22 protein-coding genes and 1 tRNA gene are annotated in these 25,970 nt (G+C 60.7%); 8 read left to right on the top strand and 15 right to left on the bottom strand.

Annotation, left to right across the window (positions count from 1 at the left end):
* The first annotated feature begins 60 nt into the window (after positions 1 to 60).
* Complete coding sequence (gene gabP, locus CAG25_RS13555; RefSeq protein ID WP_085611909.1) at positions 61 to 1,467, top strand: GABA permease; 1,407 nt, start codon at positions 61 to 63, stop codon at positions 1,465 to 1,467.
* A 59-nt stretch (positions 1,468 to 1,526) separates the two neighbouring features.
* Here gabP and CAG25_RS13560 read toward each other — a convergent pair whose 3' ends face one another.
* The 4 genes from CAG25_RS13560 to CAG25_RS13575 form a co-directional block, all read right to left on the bottom strand.
* Positions 1,527 to 2,099, bottom strand: a complete 573-nt coding sequence (locus tag CAG25_RS13560; protein WP_371857717.1) for a DUF4157 domain-containing protein — start codon at positions 2,097 to 2,099, stop codon at positions 1,527 to 1,529.
* Positions 2,100 to 2,124: 25 nt separating this feature from the next.
* Positions 2,125 to 2,559, bottom strand: coding sequence for a DUF6130 family protein (locus tag CAG25_RS13565; RefSeq protein WP_085611908.1), 435 nt, complete (start codon positions 2,557 to 2,559; stop codon positions 2,125 to 2,127).
* A gap of 134 nt (positions 2,560 to 2,693) precedes the next feature.
* Positions 2,694 to 3,200 (bottom strand): peptide-methionine (S)-S-oxide reductase MsrA, encoded by a 507-nt coding sequence (gene msrA / locus CAG25_RS13570; RefSeq protein ID WP_011333723.1) that lies wholly within the window; start codon positions 3,198 to 3,200, stop codon positions 2,694 to 2,696.
* 600 nt (positions 3,201 to 3,800) lie between these two features.
* Complete coding sequence (locus CAG25_RS13575; RefSeq protein ID WP_085611937.1) at positions 3,801 to 5,402, bottom strand: sensor domain-containing diguanylate cyclase; 1,602 nt, start codon at positions 5,400 to 5,402, stop codon at positions 3,801 to 3,803.
* Positions 5,403 to 5,621: 219 nt separating this feature from the next.
* On the opposite strand from CAG25_RS13575, the gene ycaC reads away from it, so the two are divergent.
* A complete protein-coding gene (ycaC, locus tag CAG25_RS13580) occupies positions 5,622 to 6,254 on the top strand; it encodes an isochorismate family cysteine hydrolase YcaC (RefSeq protein WP_007958138.1) in 633 nt (210 codons plus the stop codon).
* An 88-nt stretch (positions 6,255 to 6,342) separates the two neighbouring features.
* Here ycaC and CAG25_RS13585 read toward each other — a convergent pair whose 3' ends face one another.
* Positions 6,343 to 7,332, bottom strand: coding sequence for a zinc-dependent alcohol dehydrogenase family protein (locus CAG25_RS13585; RefSeq protein WP_085611907.1), 990 nt, complete (start codon positions 7,330 to 7,332; stop codon positions 6,343 to 6,345).
* 126 nt (positions 7,333 to 7,458) lie between these two features.
* Here CAG25_RS13585 and CAG25_RS13590 point away from each other — a divergent pair, with 126 nt between their 5' ends.
* The 3 genes from CAG25_RS13590 to CAG25_RS13600 all read left to right on the top strand — a co-directional run bounded on the left by CAG25_RS13590 (position 7,459) and on the right by CAG25_RS13600 (position 10,823).
* Positions 7,459 to 8,340 (top strand): LysR family transcriptional regulator, encoded by an 882-nt coding sequence (locus CAG25_RS13590; RefSeq protein ID WP_085611906.1) that lies wholly within the window; start codon positions 7,459 to 7,461, stop codon positions 8,338 to 8,340.
* Between the two features lie 107 nt (positions 8,341 to 8,447).
* Positions 8,448 to 8,522: transfer RNA gene (locus tag CAG25_RS13595), tRNA-Arg, on the top strand.
* A 24-nt stretch (positions 8,523 to 8,546) separates the two neighbouring features.
* The gene (locus CAG25_RS13600) at positions 8,547 to 10,823 is read left to right on the top strand and encodes a hypothetical protein (protein WP_085611905.1); all 2,277 of its coding nucleotides are present in this window, start codon (positions 8,547 to 8,549) and stop codon (positions 10,821 to 10,823) included.
* Between the two features lie 77 nt (positions 10,824 to 10,900).
* Here CAG25_RS13600 and CAG25_RS13605 read toward each other — a convergent pair whose 3' ends face one another.
* From CAG25_RS13605 to xylA, 4 genes are all read right to left on the bottom strand, one after another.
* Entirely contained in the window at positions 10,901 to 12,037 is a 1,137-nt protein-coding gene (locus tag CAG25_RS13605; RefSeq protein WP_007958133.1) for a sugar ABC transporter permease, read from the bottom strand.
* A complete protein-coding gene (gene xylG / locus CAG25_RS13610) occupies positions 12,038 to 13,594 on the bottom strand; it encodes a D-xylose ABC transporter ATP-binding protein (RefSeq protein WP_085611904.1) in 1,557 nt (518 codons plus the stop codon).
* Positions 13,595 to 13,672: 78 nt separating this feature from the next.
* The gene (xylF, locus tag CAG25_RS13615) at positions 13,673 to 14,674 is read right to left on the bottom strand and encodes a D-xylose ABC transporter substrate-binding protein (RefSeq protein WP_085611903.1); all 1,002 of its coding nucleotides are present in this window, start codon (positions 14,672 to 14,674) and stop codon (positions 13,673 to 13,675) included.
* 142 nt (positions 14,675 to 14,816) lie between these two features.
* Complete coding sequence (gene xylA / locus CAG25_RS13620) at positions 14,817 to 16,133, bottom strand: xylose isomerase (protein WP_085611902.1); 1,317 nt, start codon at positions 16,131 to 16,133, stop codon at positions 14,817 to 14,819.
* 188 nt (positions 16,134 to 16,321) lie between these two features.
* Here xylA and CAG25_RS13625 point away from each other — a divergent pair, with 188 nt between their 5' ends.
* Complete coding sequence (locus CAG25_RS13625) at positions 16,322 to 17,497, top strand: DNA-binding transcriptional regulator (RefSeq protein ID WP_085611901.1); 1,176 nt, start codon at positions 16,322 to 16,324, stop codon at positions 17,495 to 17,497.
* Between the two features lie 8 nt (positions 17,498 to 17,505).
* On the opposite strand, the gene CAG25_RS13630 is transcribed toward CAG25_RS13625, so the two are convergent.
* The 5 genes from CAG25_RS13630 to CAG25_RS13650 all read right to left on the bottom strand — a co-directional run bounded on the left by CAG25_RS13630 (position 17,506) and on the right by CAG25_RS13650 (position 24,013).
* Positions 17,506 to 18,768, bottom strand: coding sequence for an FAD-binding oxidoreductase (locus tag CAG25_RS13630; protein WP_085611900.1), 1,263 nt, complete (start codon positions 18,766 to 18,768; stop codon positions 17,506 to 17,508).
* On the bottom strand, positions 18,758 to 20,350 hold the full coding sequence (locus CAG25_RS13635; RefSeq protein ID WP_085611899.1) for an aldehyde dehydrogenase (NADP(+)): 1,593 nt from the start codon (positions 20,348 to 20,350) through the stop codon (positions 18,758 to 18,760). Before CAG25_RS13635 ends, CAG25_RS13630 begins: the two co-directional genes overlap by 11 nt.
* An 80-nt stretch (positions 20,351 to 20,430) precedes the next feature.
* On the bottom strand, positions 20,431 to 21,378 hold the full coding sequence (locus CAG25_RS13640; protein ID WP_064595748.1) for a dihydrodipicolinate synthase family protein: 948 nt from the start codon (positions 21,376 to 21,378) through the stop codon (positions 20,431 to 20,433).
* A gap of 54 nt (positions 21,379 to 21,432) precedes the next feature.
* Positions 21,433 to 22,359, bottom strand: coding sequence for a 4-hydroxyproline epimerase (locus CAG25_RS13645; RefSeq protein WP_085611898.1), 927 nt, complete (start codon positions 22,357 to 22,359; stop codon positions 21,433 to 21,435).
* Positions 22,360 to 22,381: 22 nt separating this feature from the next.
* Positions 22,382 to 24,013 carry an APC family permease gene (locus CAG25_RS13650; protein ID WP_085611897.1) on the bottom strand — a complete coding sequence of 544 codons (1,632 nt, stop codon included), beginning with the start codon at positions 24,011 to 24,013 and terminating at the stop codon, positions 22,382 to 22,384.
* Between the two features lie 223 nt (positions 24,014 to 24,236).
* On the opposite strand from CAG25_RS13650, the gene CAG25_RS13655 reads away from it, so the two are divergent.
* Positions 24,237 to 25,004: an AraC family transcriptional regulator gene (locus CAG25_RS13655; RefSeq protein ID WP_085611896.1), complete on the top strand. Its 768-nt coding sequence runs from the start codon at positions 24,237 to 24,239 to the stop codon at positions 25,002 to 25,004.
* A gap of 67 nt (positions 25,005 to 25,071) precedes the next feature.
* Positions 25,072 to 25,344, top strand: a complete 273-nt coding sequence (locus CAG25_RS13660; protein WP_085611895.1) for a hypothetical protein — start codon at positions 25,072 to 25,074, stop codon at positions 25,342 to 25,344.
* Between the two features lie 57 nt (positions 25,345 to 25,401).
* Here CAG25_RS13660 and CAG25_RS13665 read toward each other — a convergent pair whose 3' ends face one another.
* Entirely contained in the window at positions 25,402 to 25,830 is a 429-nt protein-coding gene (locus tag CAG25_RS13665) for a hypothetical protein (RefSeq protein ID WP_085611894.1), read from the bottom strand.
* Positions 25,831 to 25,970 lie beyond the last annotated feature (140 nt).

Consider the following 25,970-nt stretch of genomic DNA (forward strand, 5'->3'; position numbering starts at 1 on the left):
TGATCGCCTGACACGTCGTCAGTACGCCCAAACGTCGATCACCAGAGAACAACAAAAACAATGAATAGCTTGAACTCGAAGGACTCGAACGGTCAGTTGGCGCAGGGCTTCAAGCCGCGTCATGTCACCATGCTTTCCATTGCCGGCATCATCGGTGCGGGGCTGTTTGTCGGCTCCGGCCACGCCATTGCCGCCGCCGGCCCGGCAGTCTTGCTCGCTTATCTGTTTTCCGGCCTGCTGGTTGTGCTGGTCATGCGCATGCTCGGTGAAATGGCCGTGGCCCATCCGGACACGGGATCGTTTTCCACCTACGCCGATCAGGCCATCGGCCGTTGGGCGGGGTTCACCATTGGTTGGTTGTATTGGTGGTTCTGGGTGCTGGTCATTCCGATCGAAGCGCTGGCCGCCGGGCATGTCTTGAATCAGTGGTTTCCCCAGGTCGATGCGTGGTTGTTCGCGTTGTTGTCGATCATTTTGCTGGTGGTGACCAACCTGTTCAGCGTGTCCAAGTACGGTGAGTTCGAGTTCTGGTTCGCGATGGCCAAGGTGGTGGCGATCATCGGGTTCATCGGTCTGGGTTTTGCGGTCTTGATGGGCTGGATTCCGGAGCGTGAGGCCAGCGGTTTAAGCCGGTTGATGAAGGAACACGGCGGGTTTGCGCCCAATGGTTTGTCGGCGGTGGTCGGGGCCTTCATCACCATCATGTTCAGTTTTATCGGGACGGAAGCGGTGACTATCGCGGCCGCCGAATCGAGCAACCCGGCGCAGAACATCGCCAAGGCCACGCGCTCGGTGATCTGGCGCATCGGCGTGTTTTATCTGCTGTCGATTTTCGTGGTGATTTCCGTGGTGCCGTGGAACGATCCGCTGCTGGCGTCCGTCGGTTCTTACCAGCGCGCGCTGGAGCTGATGAACGTTCCCAACGCAAAATTCCTGGTCGATGTGGTCGTGCTGATCGCGGTGGCCAGTTGCATGAATTCCTCGATCTACATTTCTTCGCGGATGCTGTTCTCGCTGGGTCGTCGCGGCGATGCTCCGCAACCGCTGAAAGTGACCTCCGCGGCGGGCGTGCCGAGGGCGGCGGTGATCGCCAGCACCGTGATCGGCGCCGGGGTGACGCTGTTCAGCTATTTCATGCCGGCCGGGTTGTTCCAGTTTCTGCTAGCCAGCTCCGGCGCGATTGCGTTGCTGGTGTATCTGGTGATCGCGGTTTCGCAATTGCGCATGCGCCGGATGCTGCGTCGGCAGAACGTCGAGCTGACGTTTCGCATGTGGCTGTTTCCATGGCTGACGTGGCTGGTGATCGCGTTCATCTGCGCCGCGCTGGCGGTGATGATGGTGACGCCCGAGCATCGTCTGGAAGTGACGTCGACCATCGGCCTGGCGCTGGCAATTTCCTTTATCGGGCTGGTGACCACGCGGCAGCATGGGCAGGTGAGGGCAGCGGTAGCGGCGGGCAAGGCCTAGGTTTTTTCTGGTGCTTGAACGATGGGATTATCCCCGGCATGGACGCTGGGGATGTCCGATCACCGGGCTTCGGCTCGCAGCCAACGTCTGACTTCGCCCTGTATCGCGTAGGCCGGAGCCTCGACCGCGTTGAAATCCTGCGTATACCGCTGAGCAAACCCTTCGATTCCCCATTGCTGAAACTGCTGCACGTGCTTCAGTTCGTGCGCCCAGAGCGCGACGTTGTGTTCTGCGGTTTCAGCGTCGCGGAACAGGATGATGTCGATCAGCGTCACTGCACCGACATCCGGGTTCTGCAGGATGGCCGTTGCGGCGTTGTATTGGCCGTCATCGGTGACTTTGTAGTGCACGGCATCGAGCACGCCGGGGTCATACCAGCGCAGCAGTTGCTCCCGGATGTGCGGGGGAATCGGCTTGATGTCGGTGTTGGCGGCTTCGGCGCGGGCCTGGGTCAACGCCAGCGCCAGAGCGGGAGCCGCGATCCGGAAGAGGTCTTCAGACAGACGCCCCGGGTCCGGCAGGCAAATGCAGTTGTCGAGGCACACTTGCTTTTCGCCGACAGGGCAGGTGTCAGCCTGGGCAGGCGTTACAAGGGCAAGCCAGGTGACGAGGCTGATGAGCGTGGATGGCATGGGCGCTATTCGATGTATGGCCTCTTCAGGGCGTTTTCTCGGGAACGACAAAATCCACTGTCGCACGGGTGAGAATCCGGTGAGTCGGGTCCGCCACTTCAAGCAGAACCTTGTGTGTGCCCGGTGTCAGCCCCACCAGGATGATCGGATCTTCACTGGTGTGCGCCCACGTGCCTTTCCAGTCGTCGACCGTGACATGCAGGTGACCGAGACGAGGTGACACATCCGCTGCCACTTTGCCAAACACCGGCATGATCCGGGCGTGTTCGGTTCGGTACTGAATGATGACAACGCCGCGCGCGAGCGGCTCGGGGAGCGGCGGGTAGGCGATGAGTTGCGGCGCCGATTCGGATGGCAGGGGAAGGATGGCTGGCGGCTGAAGCGGATCTGCGCCTTGAGCCTGCGCTGCCATGCAGACAAGAGTCAGCAGGACGAGCAGGTTTCGGGGAACGAGGGGCATGGTGTTCTACTCCCGCGTGATGTCCTTCAAGGCTAGATCAAGCTGGGAGGTTGTCTACGTATTACATGTCTGGCGAAGAAAGGGATCAGGCACAACGCGACGAACACCGCGTTGCGCACCGACCCCGCTGCACCTCAACCGCGTTTCGGCAGCTTCCAGTTCGGGCGAATGAAGTGGCAGGTGTATCCATTCGGAATGCGCTCGAGGTAATCCTGATGCTCCGGCTCCGCTTCCCAGAACGGGCCCGCCGGTTCGATCTCGGTAACCACACGACCTGGCCACAGGCCCGATGCGTCGACGTCGGCAGCGGTGTCTTCGGCGATATCGCGTTGCTGCTCGTTCAGGTAATAGATCGCCGAACGATAGCTCGGACCGAGGTCGTTGCCCTGGCGGTTGGGCGTGCTCGGATCGTGAATCTGGAAGAAGAACTCAAGGATCTGCCGATAGCTGATCACGGCGGGGTCGAAGACGATTTCGATGGCCTCGGCGTGGTTGCCATGATTGCGGTAAGTGGCGTTCGGCACATCGCCGCCGGTGTAACCGACCCGCGTCTGCAGCACGCCGGGGTAGCGGCGCAACAGATCCTGCATGCCCCAGAAGCAGCCGCCGGCGAGAATCGCAGTTTCGGTTTGAGTGGTCATGGCATGTCCTTCCTCTCGAATGGGTCGCAGATGTTCCTTGATATGAGGGAGTGTGGGCCGATTCCAAGGTTGAGTCGGTAAATAAATCATGAAGCGCGGGCTTTCGGAATTCTCCTGCTTTTGCTTCGCGTCACTGTCTTTGGAGCGCCCGGCGCGGGGCGCGCCAATATTGAAGCGAAAAAAAACCGCCAATCAGGCGGTTTTTTCAAAGCGGGATTCAGGTTCTGCCACCGGCGAGCCAACCATCAGGCTCCATTTCTTTGCCACACGTTGCGGCTACTTTCAAAAAATGCCGCTGACTAGCGGAAACCCTGATGGGCAAACCGGGCTCTTCGGCACGAAGTCTGGAAGCAAGCGCTGGTTGAGCTTTTGGCTTCTTGTGTTTCATGGACACCTCTCGTGTCTTCGTTGCTTGAATCGATCTTATGGGTGGTCTAGTGGAAAGACGCCTTTTCTTCGCATCGTCTGTGTTCTGTCCGGATCAGGCAGCAGACGGTATCGAAGGCGAGGGTGCCCACGTAATCAGGCGTGAGGGACGGCTGCTGTAGGACGCTGCTTATGTACTTGAAGGACGCTGGAATTGGCGGGTGGTAGTTGCTCTCAGCGATCCGTCCGCGGCATCGCCGCAATCGGCTGGATTTGCCGGGATGCCTGCGCCGAGCACCAGCGATTCCGCCCTTGCTGCTTGGCCTGATACAGACAAGTATCGGCGGATTTGAGCAAAGTAACCGGGGTCACCGCATCGTCAACCGGATAGCGGGTGGTGATCCCCGCACTCGCAGTGACATACCCCAGCGGATGCCCGGCATGTTCAAGCTCCAGCGAGCGAATGGTCTGCAGAATGTCTTCAGCCACCTGAATCGCCCCGGCGTTGTCGGTGTTGGGCAGCAGCACGGTGAACTCTTCGCCGCCGTAGCGCACGGCCAGGTCGGAAGGCCGCTTGACCGCTTTGCGGATGCCGTCGCCGACCGCGATCAGGCAGTCGTCGCCGGCAGCGTGACCGTACTGGTCGTTGTAGCGCTTGAAGTAGTCGACATCGAGCATGATCAACGACAGCGGCGAACCCTGACGCCGGGCCAGGCGAATCTCGTCCGTCAGCGCCGCGTCCAGACGACGGCGATTGCCGAGGCCTGTGAGGCTGTCGGTCAGCGCCATGTCGCGCATGGTCTTGTGCGCGGAGCGGATCTCCCGTTCCATCGCCATCCGCTGACGCAACTGGCTCAGAACGATGAGCCCGAAACAGGCCAGGACCAGAATCAGGAACACCAGCACGAAGCCGTTTTTCAGCAGGTCCTGGCGCCACGGCGCGATGATGGAGTCACGGGACAAACCGGCCTCGACCACCAGCGGGTAGGTGGTCAGGGCGCGATAGCCGTAAAGGCGTTCGGTGTCGTCGACCACCGCCCGGATCTGGACAATGCCCTGGTTGGCGTTGGGCAGGTAAGTCTTGAAGATCTCGCTGTTCGCCAGGCTTTTGCCGACCACGGAGGCAATGAACGGCCGGCGCACGAGGATCGTGCCGTCGCGCATCGCCAGCACCAGCGCGCCTTTGTCATCGATGCGGAAGTCACCGTAGTAGTCGACGAAATAGCTGACCTTGACTGTCCCGAGCAACACGCCGGCGAACGAGCCGTCGGGGTTGTTCAAACGCCGCGAGATCGGAATGATCAGGTCGTGGGTGGAACGGCTTTCCACCACCTGACCGATGCGCACGTGCCGGTCTTCATGGGTGCGGTGGTACTGGAAATAATCGCGGTCGGCGTTGTTGGCGGTTTCGGGCGTGACCTCCTTGTCGGTCACGATCCACTGGCCGTCCGGGCCGTAGATGAACAGGCCATGCAGCTGCGGCATGATTTTCGACTGCTGGATGAGCAGCTTGTGAATCCGTGCCACATCCAGGTTCTGCAGCCCATCGCCTTCAACCCGCTCGGCCAGCCCGGCGGTCAGCACATCGACCTGGCGGATGGTGTCCTCGGCGTGTTGCGCCGTGGCACGGGCGAGGTTGGTCACCGAATCGCGCGCAGAGGCAAACACCGAACGGTAATCGCGCCACGTCCTCCAGCTCTCGACGGTCAAAAAAGCCACGACCACCATCAGCATGAAACTGACGGTCAGGCGAAAGGTCGAGCCGGCCTTCACGCCTTGGCGAGGCGCGCGCGGTGTTTCATCTGGGGTGGGCGCTTGCGTGTTGCGTCCGGGCATCAACATTCCCTGGCTGTCGTTGTGAGCGAGTGAACAGTATGACAAGGATCGGGGGGAAGGTCGGGCTCGCTGTGTGATCTGCTCGGCAGTTTGAACGAATTGTCCGTTTTGAGTTGACGGTGAAACGCTTTTCAGACGATTTATCGCTTTCAGGCGAGTCAGTAATCTGTGCCCATCTTGAACGCAAACGAACTTCCACAACTAAAAAGGGATTCACACATGAGCACTCCAACCTACAACCGCCTGAACAAAGACGACGCCGTAGTTCTGCTGGTCGACCACCAGACCGGCCTGATTTCTCTGGTTCAGGATTTCTCGCCAAACGAGTTCAAGAACAACGTGCTGGCGCTGGCCGATCTGGCGAAATTCTTCGAATTGCCGACCATCCTCACCACCAGTTTCGAACAAGGCCCGAACGGCCCACTGGTGCCGGAACTCAAGGAAATGTTCCCGGACGCGCCATACATCGCCCGTCCAGGCCAGATCAACGCCTGGGACAACGAAGACTTCGTCAAGGCGATCAAGGCTACCGGCCGCAAGCAGATCATCATTGCCGGTGTCGTGACCGATGTGTGCGTGGCGTTCCCGACCCTGTCGGCGCTGGCGGAAGGGTTTGACGTGTTCGTGGTGACCGACGCCTCCGGCACCTTCAACACCACCGTGCAACAAGCCGCATGGAATCGCATGACCCAGGCCGGCGCGCAGATGATGAACTGGTTCTCCGTCGCCTGCGAACTGCACCGCGACTGGCGCAACGACATCGAAGGCCTGGGCAACCTGCTGTCCCAGCGCATTCCGAACTACCGCAACTTGATGAACGGCTATGCCGCACTGACGGCGCATCAGAAATAACCGGATGCCGGATAGACGAAAGCCTGCTTTTTTCAAAGCAGGCTTTCGTCGTTTCTACCGCAAAGAGAAGAGCAGGGGACTCGTCACCTCAAACCGTGACGACAATCTTCCCGACCTGCTGATTGGCCTCAAGAAAGCGATGCGCTTCCTGAATGTCATCCAGGGCGAATGTCCTGGCAATGATCGGTTGTAGCGCACCTGACGCCAGCCCGTCGCCGATGAAAGTCTTGGCGCGTGCCAGGGTGGCCGGGTCGGAGACGACCTCCGAGTAGAGGTAACCCTTGAGGGTCAGGCATTTTCCCAACACGGTGAACAGCGGGAACGGCGTCGGCTCAGGGCTCAATGCGCCGTACTCCAGCAGGATGCCGCCACGCGCCATGCTTTGGGTCAGCGGTTCGAACGACGGGCCGCCCACCGGATCGAACACCACCCGCGCGCCTTTGCCGTCGGTCAACGCCATGACGGCTGAAACCATGTCTTCTTCGTCGCTGACGATCACGTGTGCAGCGCCGGCGTCCAGCAGGGCCTGTTTCTTGGCGCGGGTGCGGGTGACGGCAATCGAGGTGGCGCCGACCATTTTCGCGATCTGGAAAGCTGCCAGGCCGACGCTGCTGGAGGCGGCGGTGACGATCACGAAATCGTCCTTTTGCAATCTGGCCTGTTCGGCCAGCGCACCCCACGCGGTGACGTATTGCATCCAGGACGCCGCCGCTTGTTCAAACGACAGGTTTTGCGGGTGTTTGACGGTGAGGTGGGCGGGCACGTTGGCCAGTTCGCCGTAAGTACCCCAGCGCGCGATGTCCAGCGGCGGAATCAGGCTGACGGCATCACCGATGTTGAATTCACTGACGTTGGCGCCAACCGCCACCACCACTCCGGCAGCCTCGTAGCCGAGTCGACTGGGAAACTCCGCTTCCTGCAGATAAGCGTGGTTGCGGAACATCACTTCGGCGCGATTCAGGCCAAAGGCTTTGACCTCGATCTGCACTTCGTCCGCAGCGGGGGACGGGACGTCGACGTTTTCCAGTTTCAGGACGCTCGCGTCACCGTATTCATGAATCCTGACAATGCGTGCCATCTGTACTTCCTCGGTTATCGATGAAATTGCACCGACGTGATCCGGTGCCATGGACGCCAATTTAGGCTTTGGCCTGCTCCGGATAAAGGCCTAGGATGGCGCAACACTAGAAACAATGAGTTTCCAATGGATCGCCTCACACTCATGGCCACTTTCGTCAAAGCGGTGGAGCTGGGTTCCTTCAGCGCGGTGGCGGACGAACTCAACCTGTCCCCGCAAATGGTCGGCAAGCAAGTGAAAATGCTCGAGCAGCATCTGGGCGTTTCGCTGCTCAACCGCACCACCCGCAAGCAGAGCCTCACGGATTTCGGCCGCACGTTCTATCAGCGGGCGAAACTGATTCTGGCCGACATGGACGCCGCTGAAGAAATGGCCGCCGTGACCCGGGGCGTGCCCAGTGGCCGGTTGCGGATCAATGCGCCCGTCACGTTCGGCGTCAGTTCGCTGTCGCCGAAGCTGCTTGAGTACATGGTTCGTTATCCGCAAGTGTCGGTGGACCTGACGCTGTCGAATGAACTGGTCGACCTGGTGGACGGCGGATACGACGCGGTGTTCCGCATCGGCGAACTAGCCGACTGTGGCCTGAAGGCACTGCCCCTGATGCCCTATCAAATGGTGCTGTGCGCAGCGCCGTCCTACCTTGCACGCCGCCCACCCATCACCACGCCTTGGGATCTTCAGGAACATGAATGCCTGGCGTTCGCCTATTCCGACGGCCGCTCACACCTGCGATTCGAAGGTCCGGAAGGCTGTATCGACGTGCCGATTAAAAGCCGATTGACGATTAATCAGGGCGATCCGTTACTGTCCGGGGCGGTTGCGGGGCTGGGGGTGGTGATGCTGCCGCTGGAACTGGTCAAGGATTCGCTGCGAAGCGGCACGCTGGTGACTCTACTGCCGCAGTACAGGGTGCCGGTTTCGCCGATGAATCTGTTGTATGCGCCGGATCGGCGGCTGACACCCAAACTGAGGAGCTTTATCGATTTTGTGCGCGTAGCGTTTGGATAAGCGCTGCATTGAGTGATGAAGGCTTAACGATCAGAGATTTGTCGCAACAAAATCCCTGAATCCGTGCTTCACATACTTTCGCGACTCATCGACAATGCGCGCTCTGTTCCGGGGTAGTTCAGCGGTAGAACACTCGGCTCCTAACCGGGTGGGCGCTGGTTCGAATCCAGCCCCCGGACCCACTACATAGTAGGTCACAAGGAAGTATGTCCAGGCCTGAGGATGAATCGGGTGCGCTCGGCGGAATAAACGCCGGTTATGCGCACTTTCAACTGTCTCGCGCGCTCACTGCACGCGACAACGACGCCAGTCCGAAAGCACTTGCCCGGATCGAACGCTGGCAAAAGGTTCTCGAAAACCTGATGCATGGCCGTGCACTGTATGGCTCGCGAACACCGTTTGCCGACCTGCCAGAATGGATCACGCTGGAAGTGGCCACTGGCGGCTTTGCAACGGGCAACCTTCTGGCCGGTGGCGAGCTGACCGCTCATGAGCGCCTGTTGGCGTCATCGATTCCCGGCATTAGAGCGGGTTACGAACGACTCGATTTGAATAGGTGGCATCTTTCAGACGAAGGCGTCAGAACGCTGCAAGAGCGATTGACGAACGAAGACTATCGGATCGATGTACCGGAAGAGGCCGCGTTGCTGACAGTGGCCTGGTTTCTGGGGCAGCAACGCGTCGAAGAAGCCAGGACGTTGATCGAGCAGATCGCGCCTTTCTTCGAACGAGTGCGTTTCTTTCCCGCGGCAGCCAACGAGCGCCCGCTCTCGATGGCTGAAGTTGAAGTTTTCAATGCTGGCCAAATCAGCCTGCGCCTGTCCGTTCTCTCACCCCAGCCTCGTCTTGCCGTTCAAAAGCATGTTGTTGAACGCAGGTTGCCTCTCTACGACGCGGCGGTCTCGCTATTCCTGCTGACGTACAACGATGGTTGGCCTTGCCGGCATTACCCTGAAGGGTGGTTCGAGCGTGCTTCGGTGCTTGGTAAAGAGTTTGATAACGCCACTGAAGCTGATCCCCGTCGTACGGATAATTCCAGTGATCGAGTGACGGAGTTGCTGGCATTGCTCAAGCAATGCTCTATCGATCCTGCATCGCTAACGGGGCGCCAGGTTGGGCGAATTCGCAGAATCGTCGATGACTTTGTAGCCAAGCATGGACACCCTGAGTCCGAAGATCATTCCAGCAAGCGCGCACAGCAGCGTCATCACGTATCAGCTTCGGCACACCATCTGATTGCCAAGGCTGCTTCCGTGCGACTGGCGAGATATCCAGTCTCGGAAGGCATCTCTGATTTCGCCCCGTTACTGACGCCCATCACCGACGAAGAGGCTAAGGCTTACTCGTTGAAGGTGGGAGAGACCATTCCTCCTTCGATTCGTCGACGCCTCGAACGTTGCCGAAAGGGAACGGTTGCAGAGTTGATTGAACATAGGGTCATTACATCCGCAGATACAGTGGCAAAAGTGCTGCCGGCGATGACGGCGCAAATCTGTAGCGCCGGATATCGAGACGTAGCATTGCGGGCATTGTCTGTCGCTACCTATCGTGCGTTCAGGCGTCGACGCTCTCTATTGCTGCTGAACATGCAGCGTCAGGTGAAAATCGATGACTTGCCTTGGGTGAAAGCCTTGGAAACCGAATACGAGGCGGGTGCTCTTGCGGTTGAAGGTGCCAGGCAGGCTTTGGTCGAAGCGTCCGCGTTGACCCTTACCGCATTTCCTCAGGCCATTCTGCCCAACAAGTTGCTTCAGGAATTTTCTTCGCTTGCCGAATCGGCCAAGCTGGATCTTCCCTTCGTAGAGGAAATCGCGGCTGATATTTTCATGGGCGCTTTCTCCGGCAAGTTCGTAAAGGCTGCCAAGCGTTCAGTCCGGTTGATGGACGGGTCTCTTTACGCACGCTATTACGATATCGATATGGATGAGTTGGCTGCACTACCCAAGCAGCGGGATTCACGAAACAACAGTGGTGTGCTGGCTGGTTTGTGCGCGCGGCGGGCGAATGCCGACATCGGTAGATGGAGTCCAGCGAACAACGGCACGATCATCGAACAGCAACAAATATTGACCACGCAAAATCTGGCAATCCTGTTTGATGATCTGGACCTGAAGACGCTGTTACATGATCGTTTGGGCTCAATGGCCGAGGCATGTTTCAAATGGATATGCAGTCGGCAGCAGATGCAGATCAAGCTCTACCACGCGCGTCTGGTCATGTTGAAGAACACAGCGTATGCGTGGCGCCAGATGATGTTTTACCTGTCGATGCTGGATCAGTCCCGGCTGGAAACTGTGCTTGGAAACATTGAAGTGCATTTCGAGGCTCAACCCAGCGCATTTCAGGGGCGATTTCTTCCCGCCATGATCGGGTTGCGCATGGCGGTATCTGGGTGTCGGTTGACTTCGGCTCACCAAGAGCGTGAGGGAAGTAAGGTTTTTCTCGGGTGGACCACTGAACGGCACTGGCTGATGCCTTCCTAGATATCGGAAAGCTCCAGGCGTAACGAAAAGCCTGCCTTCAAAAGCAGGCTTTTTGCATTCTCAGAGATGCCTTCATTTCAACGCCGCCCAGTCCGCGTACTCACATCCACCCAGACAGCCAACACCAGAATGCTGCCCTTGACGATCATCTGCCAGTAGCTGTCGACGTCGAGCATGGACATGCCGTTGTCCAGGCTGGTGATGACCAGCGCACCGAGGAGGGCGCCGTAGACTGTGCCGGAACCGCCGCGCATCGAGGTGCCGCCGATGAAGCAGGCGGCGATGGCGTCGAGTTCGCCCATGCTGCCGGCCGAGGGTGAGCCGGCGGCCAGACGTGCGGTATTGACCACACCGGCGAGGGCGCACATCACGCCCATGATCCCGAAGATCCACAGCTTCACGGCCTGCACATTGATACCGGACAGGCGCGTCGCTTCCATGTTGCTGCCCACCGAATACACGCGTCGGCCAAACACGGTCTGGCTGGTCACGTAGCTGAAGCCGCCCAGCAGGATCAGCAGAAGCAGGACCGGCACGGGAATGCCGTCATAGCTGTTGAGGGTCTGGACGAAACCGGCCAGCACCGCGCCGATCAACAACACGCGTGCCACGTCACGCACCAATGAATGTGCTGCCAGACCGTGAAGGGCGCGATTGCGCCGTTGTTTCCAGGTCAGGAACAACGTCAGTGCGAACAGCAGGACGCCCAGACCCGCGCCGATCGCATGTGGCAGATAACCCTGGCCAATGTAGACGAGTTCCGGCGACACCGGCGCAATGGTCGTGCCGCCGGTTATTCCCAGCAAAATCCCCCGAAAAGCCAGCATGCCCCCCAGCCCCACGATGAACGACGGAATGCGCAGGTAGGCCGCCATGTAGCCGTTGGCGAGGCCGATCAGCAGTCCGCACACCACCACAAGGCTTAGATTCGCCAGCAGCGGTATGTGATAGACAACATCGAGAATGGCTGCCACGCCACCGAGCAGGCCCAGCAATGAGCCGACCGACAGATCGATCTCGCCGCTGATGATCACCAGCACCATGCCGCAAGCGAGAATCCCGGTAATCGACATCTGGCGCAGCAGGTTGGAGAGGTTGCGTGGTGTCAGGAATCCGCCCTCGGTCTGCCAGCTGAAAAACAGCCAGATCAACGCCACGGCAAACACCAGTGCGAGCATCTTGTAGCGGGTGAAAAGTTGTTTGACCTGATTCATTTACGCGGATTTCCGATCTTTATTGTTATGGCTGTCAGGCTGGCTGAGTGCGGCGGCGAGCACCTGTTCCTGGGTGAGTTCATGGTTGATGAAGTCACCCCGCAGTTGACCTTCGCCGACTACCAGGACGCGGTCGGAAACGCCGAGCACTTCGGCCAGCTCCGAAGACACCATGATGATCGACACGCCTTCGGCGGCCAGCATCCCCATCAACTTGTAGATCTCGTACTTGGCGCCGACGTCCACCCCTCGAGTCGGCTCGTCGAGAATCAGCACCCGGGGCCGGGTCAGCAGCATCTTCGCCAACACGGCTTTTTGTTGATTGCCCCCGGAAAGGCTGGTGATCGGCAGGAACGGGCTCGCGGTTTTGAGGTGCAGGCGGGAAATTTCCCGATCGATGCTGCCCAGTTCGGCTTCGGCGTCGATGCGGGTCAGTTTCGAGAAACTGTCCAGCACGGCCAGGGTGATGTTCTGGCCGACACCCAGGTCGGGAATGATGCCCTGACGCTTGCGGTCCTCGGGCACCAGGCACACGCCGGCGCGGATTGATTTGAGCGGCGTGCGCGTGTCTATAGGTTTACCGTCCAGCCAGACTTCGCCTTCGTGGCGACCGGGGTAGGCGCCGAACAGCGCGGTCACCAGCTCCGTGCGACCTGCACCGACCAGCCCGGCGATGCCGAGGATTTCCCCGCGTTTGAGGCTGAAGGAAACGTCGTCGACCCGTTTGCGTTTGGGGTTGTCGACGTCGTAGCAGGTGATGTGGCGCGCCTCGAAAATCACCTCGCCGATATCGTGGGGTTCGGTGGGGTAGAGGTTGCTCATTTCCCGACCGACCATCTGGGTGATGATCTGTGGAATATCCATGTTTTCCATGGCGGTCGTGGCGATGTGTTGACCGTCGCGGATCACCGAAATGGTGTCACACACGGCGGCCACTTCATCGAGCTTGTGCGAGATGTAAACGCAGGCGACGCCCTTGGCCTTGAGGTCGCGGATGATGTCCAGCAGCACCTCGATTTCCGAACGGGTCAGGGCCGACGAAGGTTCATCGAGGATCAGCAGGCGCGCCTGTTTGTTCAGCGCCTTGGCGATTTCCACCAGTTGCTGATAACCGCCACCGTACTGCGAAACCGGCAGCGAAACGTTCATGTCCGGCACTTTCAGTTCACGCATCAGGGCTTCGGCACGGTGGATCATCGCCGGGTAATTCATCCGCCCACCCGGCAGCGTCAGCTCATGGCCCATGAAAATGTTTTCGGCCACCGAGAGGTCGGGAACCAGCGTCAGTTCCTGGTGAATGATGACGATGCCGGCGGCTTCCGTTTCGCTGATCGACTGCGCCTTGAGCGGTTGACCGTCCCAGAGGATTTCACCGTCCCAGGTGCCATGGGGATAAACCGCAGACAGGATTTTCATCAGCGTGGACTTGCCGGCGCCATTCTCGCCGCACAGCCCGACGCACTCACCCGGCCGGACCTTGAGGTCGATGCCATTGAGCGCTTTGACACCGCCGAAGGTTTTGACGATGCCGTTCATTTGCAGCAGGTAGTCGGACATGGCAGAGGCTCATAAGCGGCAGATACGGGGCTCAACCCGCAGGAGCGGAACGCCTGCGGGGGCATCACTCAACGAGTGTTACTGTCCGGCGATCTGCGCCTTGGTGTAGAAGCCGTCCTGTTCCAACAGCTCGATGTTGTCCTTGGTCAACGGGGTCGGGGTGAGCAGGATGGTGTCGACTTTCTTGCTGCCATTGTCGTACTGCGAGCTGTAGACAGGTTTCTCGTTACGCGCCAGTTGCACCGAGAGTTTGGCGGCTTCGGAGGCAATCAGTTTCAGCGGTTTGTACACCGTCATGGTTTGCGTGCCGGCGATGACCCGCTTGACCGCTGCCAGGTCCGCGTCCTGTCCGGAGATCGGCACCTTGCCGGCCAGTTGCTGAGCGGCCAGGGCCTGAATGGCGCCGCCCGCCGTGGCGTCGTTGGAGGCGACAATGCCGTCGATTTTGTTGTCGTTGCGGGTCAGGGCGTTCTCAACAATGCTCAGCGCCTCGGTCGGGTTCCATTCCTTCACCCATTGCTGGCCGACGATCTTGATATCACCCTTGTCGATGGCCGGTTGCAGCACCTTCATCTGACCTTCGCGCAACACTTTCGCGTTGTTGTCGGTGGGCGCACCACCCAGCAGGAAGTAATTGCCCTTGGGCGCTGCGTGCAGTACGCCGCTGGCCTGCATCTCGCCGACCTTTTCGTTATCGAAGGAAATGTAGGCGTCGATATCGGCGTTGAGTATCAGACGGTCATAGGACACGACCTTGATGCCGGCTTTCTTCGCCTCGGCCACGGCATTGGTCAGCACGGTGGCGTTGAATGGCACGATGACGATGACATCGACGCCACGGGAAATCAGGTTTTCGATTTGCGAAATCTGCTTCTGCTCGTTGGCATCGGCCGACTGCACGAAGACCTTGGCATCCATTTTTTCCGCCGCTGCGACGAAGTAATCCCGGTCACGGGACCAGCGTTCCAGCCGCAGATCATCAATGGAGAAACCGATTTTCGGATGGGCAGCATCGGCCATAACCGGTAACGACAACAGCGCCAGGGCGCTGGCCAGCAGCGTGCGTTTTACGTTCTTCATGGTGGTGCGTCCTTTTATTTTTGTTTGAAAGACACGGCCTGACGATGAATATCGGGCTGGTGGAACTGTAGAGAATCAGCAGGCGAAACGGACTACAGATTTGTCGCGCAAATGTCACAGCGTCCGCAGTCCTCATTGGCGATCAGCGATAGATAAACCGGTTGACGACGTTCTCGAGCATTTCCTGCCGACCGCTGACGGCCTGCGGGTTCAGTTCGTTGGCGAAGGCGTGCTCGGCCAGGGATTGGAGATTGAACTCACCCGCCAGCACCGACTGGCCGAAGGGCTGCTGCCAGCCGGCATAGCGTTGGTCCTTGAGCCGTTGCAGCTGGTCGTTCTGGACCATGGCGGCGGCCCGCTCGAGCGACAGGGCGAGGACGTCCATGGCGCCGACGTGACCGTGAAACAGATCGACCTCGTCGAGGCTCTGGCGGCGTACCTTGGAGTCGAAGTTGAACCCGCCATTGCCGAACCCGCCGGCCTTGAGGATTTCATAGGTGACCAGGGTCATTTCCTCGACGCTGTTGGGGAATTGATCGGTGTCCCAGCCGTTTTGCGGATCGCCCCGGTTGGCGTCGATGCTGCCGAAAATCCCCAGCGAGACGGCCGTCGCCACCTCGTGATGAAAACTATGACCGGCCAGGGTCGCGTGGTTGGCCTCGATGTTGACCTTGATTTCCTTTCCCAGACCGAACTGCTGGAGAAAACCGAACACCGTGGCGCTGTCGTAATCGTACTGGTGCTTGGTCGGCTCCTGCGGTTTGGGTTCGATCAGCAGGTCGCCTTTGAAACCGATCTTGTACTTGTGCTCGACCACCATGCGCATGAAGCGGCCCAGTTGTTCGCGCTCACGTTTCAAGTCGGTATTAAGCAGAGTTTCATAACCTTCGCGACCGCCCCACAACACATAGTTGGAGCCCTTGAGGCGTTGAGTCGCGTTCATGGCGCTGAAGACCTGGGCCGCGGCGCAGGCGAACACTTCAGGATCCGGGTTGCTGGCGGCGCCGGCGGCAAAGCGCGGATTGCTGAAGCAGTTGGCGGTGCCCCACAGCAGCTTGATTCCGCTTTCTTCCTGATGGCGTTCCAGGTGATCGATCATTTGGGCGAAGTGGTTGCGGTACTCCTTCAGCGAGTGGCCTTCGGGGGCGACATCCGTGTCGTGAAAGCAGTAGTAGTCGATACCCAGCTTGGAGAAAAATTCGAACGCGGCCTGCGCCTTGCCAATGGCCAGCTCCATCGGGTCACCGGCGTGTTGCCACGGGCGTTTGAACGTCCCGGCGCCGAACACGTCGGAGCCCGGCCAGACAAAGGTGTGCCAATAACAGGCGGCCATGCGCAGGTGTTCGCGCATGGGCTTGCCGAGGATGATTTTGTCGGCGTCGTAGTGACGGAAGGCAAGGGGAGAATCGCTGGCAGGACCTTCGTAGCGAATCCGGTCGACATCGGGGAAGTACGGCATTGGCAATGTCCTTGTTGTTCTTGGTTGTTGTTCTCGGGCGTGTCCCGATACTAGCAACGGCCCTGTGCCTGCCGATTGCGAAAATCACCAACACGCAGTGCGATTTTGCGTATTGAGATTCGCCCTCTGCGCGCCTAGTCTGTGCAGACCGCCTCTACGGCAAGGGGCCCGGAACAAGCCTGAAAACAATGAAAACCGTACCGCCTGTTCACCGTATCGCCCTGTTGTTCAACGGGAGCAAGATCTATGACCGCGGCATCATCAGCGGCATCGGCAACTACCTGAGCAGCACGCGCGCGTCTTGGGATCTGTTCCTGGAGGAGGATTTTCTCTGCCGCTTGAAAGGCATCGAGCGTTGGCAAGGTGACGGGATCATCGCCGACTTCGACGATCCGCTGATTGGCGAGGCGCTGGCCGACATCAAGTTGCCCGTGGTGGCGGTAGGTGGTTCTTATCAGGATGAGCGGGCTTATCCGAAAGGAATCCCGTACGTCGCCACCGACAATAACGCGCTGATCACCATGGCTTATGAGCACTTGATCGAGGCCGGGCTGCAACGGTTCGCCTGCTTCAGCCTGCCTGAGGCGCAGGCCAATCGTTGGGCTCAGGAGCGCGAAAAAGCCTTTCTACGATTGATGCAACGGGACGGCTTGCACGCCGAGGTCTATCGCGGCATGGGCACCAGTGCACCGCTGTGGGACAGCGCCGTCGAACAGTTGATCGCCTGGCTGCAAAGCCTGCCCAAGCCCATTGGCATCATCGCGGTCAGTGACGCCCGCGCCCGGCAGTTGCTGCAAGCCTGCCTGACCGCCGGCATCGCCGTGCCAGAGCAGGTGGCGCTGATCGGCATCGACAATGACCCGCTGACCCGCAGCCTGACCCGGGTCCCGCTGAGTTCGGTGATCCAGGGCACCGAAACCATGGGCCGCACCGCCGCGCAACTGCTGCACCAGATGTTGCACGGCAAGCCGTCAACGGGCGCGCATGTCCTGGTCCCGCCTGAAGCGATCAACGTCCAGGTGTCGAGCTTGCATCAACCGTTGGGCAACCCCTACGTGATGCAGGCGCTGCTGTTCATCCGCCAATATGCCTGCCAGGGCATCAAGACCGCGCAAGTGGCGGCTTATGTCGGCGTGTCGCGTTCCTCGCTGGAGTCGCATTTTCGCGCGGTGCGGGGCTGCAGCGTGCATGACGAGATTCTGCGTTTCAAACTGGCGGCGGCCACTCGCGGGCTGGAAAAGACCGACACGCCGATTGCGGACGTTGCCCGCGCGTGCGGTTTCAAATCCGCGCAGTACCTGCATACCGTGTTTCGCCGAGAGTTCGGGTGTACGCCGCGTGAATACCAGCAGGGCGCCAGATAGACGGCCACTCAAAAGCGATCCAGCCGATAGGGCTCGCGCACCGGCAGAATACGAGCCGTGTCCTGCGCCGATGGTGAAACCATCTCTTCAACCATCTCCGCCGTCACCGCCGCCTGCGTCAGCCCCAGATGCTGATGCCCGAACGCAAGCAACACCCTCCCTTCACACACCCGATCGATCACCGGCAGCGAGTCCGGCAGCGACGGCCGAAACCCCATCCACGGTGTGGCGGCTTCGACACTCAACTCATCACGAAACAAGCCCTTGCTCAACCGATGCAACTGCCAGGCGCGGGCCATGGTGGGTGGGGCTTCGAGGCCGGCGAATTCGACGGTGCCGGCCAGGCGCAGCCCCTCGGACATCGGGGTCATGATGAATTTGCGTTCCAGCGAGGTGACGGGGAAGGGCAGTCGGTTATGTTCGTGATGCAGCATGAGGTGGTAGCCGCGCTCGGTGTCCAGCGGGACTTTTTTGCCGGTCAGTGCAGCGGTGAGTTTTGCCGAGTGGGCACCGCAGGCGATCAGTACCTGGCGAGCGGACAGGGTGCCGGTTCCGGTCATCAGATTGACGCCATGCTCATGCAGTTGCCCGCCCTGAACCGCCTGCTTCAAAAACTGCACGCCGCTGGCTTTCGCCGTCTCGACCAACTCACAAACGACGCGGTAGGGATCGATGAAATGCCCGGTGTTCGGGAAAAACAGTCCGCCCTGAATCTGTTCGCTGAGTTGCGGCGCGGTCTCGCGTACCGCTCCGGCCTGCCACCAATCGACTGGCACTTGTTGCTGTTGCATGCGTCGCTGCAGTGCTTCGAGTGCCGGGCGTGAGTCGGGTCGTTCGAACACCAGCAGCGAACCTTCCATCTTCAACAGCTCGGGGCGCTGAATGTCATTCAGCAAGCGGTGCCAAGCACCCAGCGAGCTTTCATTCAGCGCGCGCAATCCGGCAACGGTGCGCTGGAACGGCGCCGAGCGCAGGTTCAGCAATAGCCGCGTAAACCAGGGCAGGGCGCGGGGCAGGTATTTCCAGTCCAGGCGCAGCGGGCCCATCGGGTCCATGAGCATGGCCGGCAGGCGTTTGAGGATCGAGCTGTCGGCAATCGGGAACACTTGCTCGGTCGCCAGGTGCCCGGCGTTGCCGAACGAGGCGCCGTGGCCCGGTTCCTGCGGGTCGATCACCACCACCCGCAAGCCATGACGGGCCAGGCGCAGGGCACTCGCGACGCCGATGATGCCGGCGCCGACCACGGCGATGTCGTGCGGGTTATTCGGCATTTTTCGCGGTTTCCCTTTGGCCATCGAGCAAGCGACGCAGCGACAGTGGATTGGCGTGTCTGAGCGCGGTGGGCAGCAAGCTGTCGGGAAAATCCTGATAGCAGACCGGGCGCAGGAAACGCAGGATCGCCGCGGTGCCCACCGACGTGGTGCGCGAATCGGAAGTTGCCGGGAACGGCCCGCCATGCACCATCGCGTCGCAGACTTCAACGCCGGTCGGCCAGCCGTTGACCAACAGGCGTCCGGCCTTGCGTTCGAGGGTCGGCAGCAAGGCGCGGGCCTGTTGCAGATCCTCGTCATCCAAGTGCAGCGTGGCGGTCAGTTGGCCTTCCAGCTGTTCGAGCACATGACGGATTTCAGCGTCGCTGGCGCATTGCACGATCACGGACGCGGTGCCGAAGGCTTCGGCCTGCAACGAATGATCGGCGAGGAAGTCGGCGGCGTCGGTGATGAACACATGAGCCTGGCCCTGATTCGGTTCCGTCGCGCGCTGGCCGACAGCGGCAATACGCGCCCGGGCATTTTCCGCGAGGGCATTCACGCTGGACTCATAGGCATTGAAAATTCCCGGCGTCAGCATGGTCTGCGCGGGGCTGCGCTGGATCAGTTCGCTGGTGGCGGCAATAAAGGCGTCCAACGCCGGCCCCTTGCGGGCGATCACCAAGCCGGGATTGGTGCAGAACTGACCGGCGCCCAGCGTCAGCGAAGCCACAAAGCCTTGGGCCAACGCCTCGGCGCGATTCTGCAGCGCTGCCGGAAACAGCAACACCGGGTTGATCGAACTCATTTCCGCGTACACCGGAATCGGCTCTGGCCGGGCTTGTGCCGCTTTAATCAGCGCGAGCCCGCCACTGCGCGAACCGGTGAAGCCGACTGCGTTGATCCGTGGATCGCTGACCAGCGCAATCCCCACTTCGCGGCCGGAGCCGTACAACAACGAGAACACGCCTTCCGGCAAGCCGCAGGCCTTGACCGCCCGCGCAACGGCGCGGCCAACCAGTTCGCTGGTGCCGGGATGGGCGCCGTGAGCCTTGACGATCACCGGGCAACCGGCGGCCAGGGCCGAAGCGGTATCGCCACCCGCCACCGAGAACGCCAGTGGAAAGTTGCTCGCGCCAAACACCGCTACCGGACCCAATGGAATCTGCCGCTGACGCAGATCCGAACGCGGCATCGGCTGGCGCTGCGGTTGCGCGCTGTCGACTCGCACATCCAGCCATTCACCGGCCCGCACGGTGCGGGCAAACAGCCGCAGTTGCTGGCAGGTACGGCCCCGTTCACCCAGCAGACGCGGGCGCGGCAGGCCGGTCTCGGCCATGGCGCGGTCGATCAGTTCGTCGCCGAGCGCTTCGATTTCGTCCGCGATGGTTTCAATGAACTCCGCCCGTGCCTCGAGCGATGTCTCGCGATATCGGTCGAGCGCCGCCCAGGCCAGTGCGCAGGCCTGCTCGACATGCTCGGCAGAGCCACCGGCGTAGGCCGGCTCCAAAGGGGTGTTGGTGGCGGGGTTGATTCCGTGGATGACGTCGCGGTCGCCGGTGAGGGTTTGCTGACCGATCAGCAGTTGGCCCGTCAGGGTCATGGCGCATTCCTTATCAATAAAGCAGGTCACGAATAAGGCCCGCCGCCGTGGGTGGCGGCGGGCTTGAGCGCAGCGGCAGGTCAGGCGAAGTTTTGCTCCGCCGACCAGTTTTCGTACCAGTGACGGAACAGCGTGTACTGGGCTTCCGCGTAACGGCGTTGCGAGTCGCTCAAGGCATCGGTTTCATTGAAATGCAGGGTGTATTCCTTGTCGCCGTTGAGCACCATCAGGTGTTTGTAATACAGCACGAGATCCGTGCCTTCGTCGAAGGACGACAGCACCGCCAGCGCTGATTCCAGCTCGCGGGCCTGACGCCGGGCCTTGGCGTCCCCCTTGGCGGCCTGCTTGCTCAGGGCCACCAGTTGCAGCACTTCGCGGGGCAGGGCGTTGCCGATGCCGGTGATGGCGCCGGTGGCGTTGCAGTTGACGAAGCCGTGCACGACCTGGGTGTCGACACCGACCATCAAGGTCACGTCATCATCCTTGGAGGTGATGTTTTCAGCGGCGTAGCGCAGATCGGCGCCACCGCCGAATTCCTTGAAACCGATCAAGTTCGGGTATTCACGTCGCAGCTCGAAGAACAGATCGGCGCGGGTGGCGAAGCCGTAGTAAGGGCTGTTGTAGATCACCGCCGGCAGGTTCGGCGCGGCTTGCAGAATCGCCGCGAAGTGGGCTTTTTGCGCCGCCGCCGAAGCGCCACGGGACAGCACCCGAGGAATCACCATCAAGCCCTGCGCGCCGACTTTCGCCGCGTGGGCCGCGTGGGACACTGCTTCACGGGTGTTGACCGCGCCGGTGCCGACGATGGTCGGAATCCCGGCGGCCACCAGCCGCGCCACGCCTTCCTGACGCTCGGCTTCGGTGAGCAGCGGCCAGTCACCCATGGAGCCGCAGTACACGACGGCGCTCATGCCGATGTCGATCAGTTCGCGACCCTTGGCCACCAAGGCATCGAAGTCCGGTTTGCGCGCGGCGGTGCACGGGGTCATCAGGGCGGGCATGCAGCCGGTGAAGATGTTGTCGCTCATTATTGTTCTCCTTGGAACGGTCATTCAGAGGGGGTTGAAGTGCAGCGCAGCGGCTCAGATGCCCCACGCGAACGGATCGGTTTCGTCGATCAGCAACGTGCTGTCGGCGGTCATGTGGGCGCGGCCGGTGATGTAGGGGCGGATGCGCTCACCTTCCCATTCAAAGCGGCCTTCGAACTGGCTGCCGGTGATGCTCGCTTGCACCCAGCGCTCGCCGGGCGCGAGTTTTTCGTCGGCGGCCAGGCAAGCCAGTTTGGCGCTGGTGCCGGTGCCGCAAGGGGAGCGGTCGTAGGCTTTGCCGGGGCACATGACGAAGTTGCGGCTGTCGGCCTCGGCGTCATCGGCGAACAGTTCGATGTGGTCGATGACCGCGCCGTCCTCGCCGTGGATGCCCTGGTCTTCGAGGGCCTTGAGCATTTTCCAGGTGAGGTCGGTCAGGGTGTCGACGTTGTCCAGCGTCAGCGTCTGGCCGTGTTCGGAGACCAGGAAAAACCAGTTGCCGCCGTAGGCGACGTCACCGAGGAAGCGGCCGTATCCCGGCACTTCCACCGCCACCTGTTTGCGTGAGCGATAAGCGGGCACGTTGCCGAGCGTCACGGCACCGTCTTCATGCAACGTTGCGCTGACCGGGCCGACCGGTGTGTCGATCTTGTGCACCCCCGGCGCGATCAGCCCCAGGTGCTGCAGCGATGCGACCAGGCCGATGGTGCCGTGGCCGCACATGCCGAGGTAACCGGCATTGTTGAAGAAAATCACCCCGCAGGTGGCGTCCGGCGACACCGGCTCGCAATACAGCGCGCCCACCAGCACATCGTTGCCACGCGGTTCCAGCAGGCAGGCGCGGCGCCACTGGTCATGCTGATTGCGCAGGGCGTCGCGTTTCTCGGCCATGGTGCGGCCGGGCAGGTCGGGAAAACCTTTCATCACCAGACGCGTGGGTTCGCCGCCGGTGTGAGAATCAATGACGTGTACTCGTTTCATGGACAGGTCCCGTTGAGTGATTTCAGTAAGCGCCGGCAGCGCGAGAATTGGCGGCGGAGGCGGGGGACGGCGAAGCGACTTCGCTTTCATCCTCTTCCGATTCCAGACGCAGCAGGTGTGCCGGTACGCCGGTGGCGGCGCCCCAGTAATAGATGCCCATCGCACAGGCTGCGACGACCAGGGTGTCGAACGGATGGGTGAGGACGCCCAGGCCGCCGAAGGTGCCGAGTTTCGACAGGACGATGGTCACCGCGTAGAAGGCGATCAGCCACGCCGACGAGCGCACTTGCCGGGACAGGCTGAGGTGGGCGGTCGGCACGAAGCGGCCGCAGAGCAGGTAGACGACGAACATCAGGATTTGCAGGCCGAGCAGCCAGGACACGGTGTTCCAGCCCGACCAGTAAACGATCAGCGCAGCGATGATGAACGACACCGGCCCCAGCACGCCCATGCACTTGACCCGGAACGGGCGCGGCATGTCGGGTGCATTGCGACGCAGCGCGGCGACGGTCACCGGGGCGACGGCATAGCTCAGCACCAGCGCGGCGGAAACCACGTTGATCAGCGCTTCCCACGATGGGAACGGCAGGGTCCAGAACACCGACAGGGCGAAGGTCAGCCACAACGCCGGACGCGGGATGCCGGACTTCGCGTCGATGTGGGTGAAGACCTTGAAGAAGGTGCCGGTCTGCGCCCAGCCGTAGATCACCCGAGGCGTGGCGTTCATGTAGATGTTGCCGCAGCCGCTGGGGGAGATCACCGCGTCCGCGACGACCAGATACGCCAGCCAGCCCACGCCCAGTGCCAGGGCGATGTCGCGATACGGCAGGGCGAATTCCTTGGAAACCCCGGCCCAGCCATTGGCGAGCAGTTCGGTCGGGATGCCGCCGAGGAAGGCCGTTTGCAGCAATACGTAGATCGCGGTGGAAAGCAGCACCGACAGGATCAGCGCAATCGGGATGGTGCGTTGCGGGTTCTTCACTTCGCTGGCCACCGAAATGATCGGGGTCAGTCCCAGATAGGCGAAGATCACACCGCCGGCGGAGACGGCCATCTCGATACCCGAGAGTCCGAATGGGGCGAAGCCCTGAACCTGAAAGTTTTCCGGTTTGAAGAAGGTGAACAGCACGCCGATCACCAGCAGCGGCACGATGAACTTGAACACGCTGACCAGGTTGTTGGCCTTGGCGAAGGTCTTCACGCTGCGGTAGTTGAGCAGGAAGAACACGCACAGCAGGCCGAACTGCACCAGCCAGCCGAGCAGGGTCGGGTCACCGCTGCCGGCCTTGGTCAGGCTCGGAAACCAGGCCGCCGCGTATTGGCGCGAAGCGACCACCTCGATCGCCACCAGACTGGAAAACGCAATCAGCGTGATAAACCCCATCAGGTAACCGAGCAGCGGCCCGTGGCTGTAAACCGGGTAGCGCACCACACCGCCAGCGCGGGGCAATGCCGCGCCCAGTTCGCAGTAGACGATGCCCAGCAGCAACACCGCGAACCCGCCCAGCAACCAGGAAAAAATCCCCGCCGGCCCGGCAATCGCCGACACGTGACTGGCCGCGAACAACCAGCCGGAACCGAAGATCGCCCCCAGTCCGATAAAGGTGAGGTCGATCAATGAAAGTTGTTTTTTGAACTTGCCTTGGCCTGACATGGCATCGCCTTCTTGTGAGTTATTGGATAGGCAGGTGTGAGTCACTGGAACGGCTAATCAGTGAACTCATCGGGCGTCGGGCGATTGATGTTTTGCGCAGCTGCGGATGACGAATTCGGCACAGTTGCGAAGAAAGCCAGCGGCGCTCGACACGCTTCGAACGTTGCTGCAATCTGCACGCGAACGCCTCAGCCCGTTCCACTCACCGGGGAAAACCGTCACCATGCAGAACGCATTTGCGATCCTGAGCCAGGGCGATGCGCACAATCGTCCCTACACCCTCGAGGCGCTGCTGGCGGGGGTGGCGCCGCTGTTGCCGATGCTGGACGTGATTCCGAACGCGGCAATTTTCATCAAGGATGTGCAGGCGCGGTACGTCCTGGCCAACCGCACGCTGGTGCAGCGCTGCGGCTTGAAAGACCTGAAACCGCTGCTCGGCAAAACCAGTGCGCAGGTGTTTCCGGCGCAACTGGGACCGGGTTATACCGAGCAGGACCGGCGGGTGCTGGAAGAGGGATTGGTGCTGGAGGATCAGCTGGAGTTGCATCTGTACGGCAGTCGCGAACCGGGCTGGTGCCTGACGCACAAGCGTCCGCTGTACAACCGCGACGGCGAGATCATCGGCCTCGCGGGGATTTCGGTGGACCTGCAATCGGCCAGCGAAACCCACCCGGCGTTTCAGCGCCTGGCGGCGGTCGACGAACACATCCGCGCGCATTTCAATCGTCGGGTGACGCTGGGCGAGCTGACCCGGATCGCCGGCATTTCGGTGGCGCAACTGGAGCGCTACTGCAAACGGGTCTTTCACCTGACGCCGAGGCAGATGATTCAGAAAGTGCGGCTGGAACATGCCCATCGCTTGTTGCATACCGAGCTGCCGATCACCGAGGTGGCGCTGCAATGCGGTTACACCGATCACAGCGCGTTCACCCGCCAGTTCAAGGCGTCGACCGGGTTTACCCCGCGTCAGTACCGGCAGGCGACAGAGTGATGAGCGGCTTGCGAGTCATTGCGACTAGACTGAACAGGTCAGCCCCACTTGCTGCAGGTGAAACGAGATGAGCGAATTCTGGGTACGCCGATGCTCGTATGGCCTGTGCGCGATCCTGCTGATGCTGACGGCGTCCTGTTCGAGCAAGGCTCACTATGCGACCACCGGTGATCGCTGCTATGCCAAAGCGGTGCCGACGTCAGGCGAGGGTGGTCTTGCGTGGGGAGCGACCTTGGGGATCGCGCAAAAAAAATCCATGAATAACTGCATGCGCTACGCCGGACGTTCGGGCGGAACGCCCAACACCTGTCAGGTGGTGTTGGCCAAGTGCAAGAATTGACGTTGTGATCCAGGCGCCACCTCAAAGGCCGGTGGCGCTGTTGTCTTCAGACCAGAACTAGCGCGCGCGTTTCAACGACTGCGAAAGGGCCTGCCTGGCGATCAGCGAGGCAACGTCCTTGGCACCGTAGCAGCGGAATTTGACACTGTAGGCGTCTGTGTCGAGACGGACGATCTTTGTCACGAAACCGCCTTCGACGGTGACCTTGCGGATCGCCGGCATTGGTATCTCGACATCCAGTGTCCCGTCCTGAACCATGCGGTTCATGGCATTGGCATTCAAGTAAACGGCGTTTTCGGTGACGGTGACTCTGCCGCCCACCCACAATCCGCCATAGTGATTTCTGAATCCCTCGAGCACCCCGGCCAGTATGCCGACATTGCCGCTCCCCACGACCTCGTAGAATTCGCCCACATCGTCGTAGTTCAGTTCAGCATCGGTCACCAGAAAGTTGACCATCTTCGACTTCAGAACTTCTTCGGCCATCCCTGCATCTCCTTGTTCAAATCACAGCCCGGCATTTCAGCCGCCTGTTTACCTGACAAAAAACAAAATCTCCATGTGTTTCCTTCGTTCATTCATGCGTCGCAGTTGTCACTGTCCGTTCCCGCCTGTCTGGAGTTCAC

The organism is Pseudomonas sp. B16(2017) (assembly GCF_002113205.1).
GTDB classification, from domain to species: domain Bacteria; phylum Pseudomonadota; class Gammaproteobacteria; order Pseudomonadales; family Pseudomonadaceae; genus Aquipseudomonas; species Aquipseudomonas pharyngis.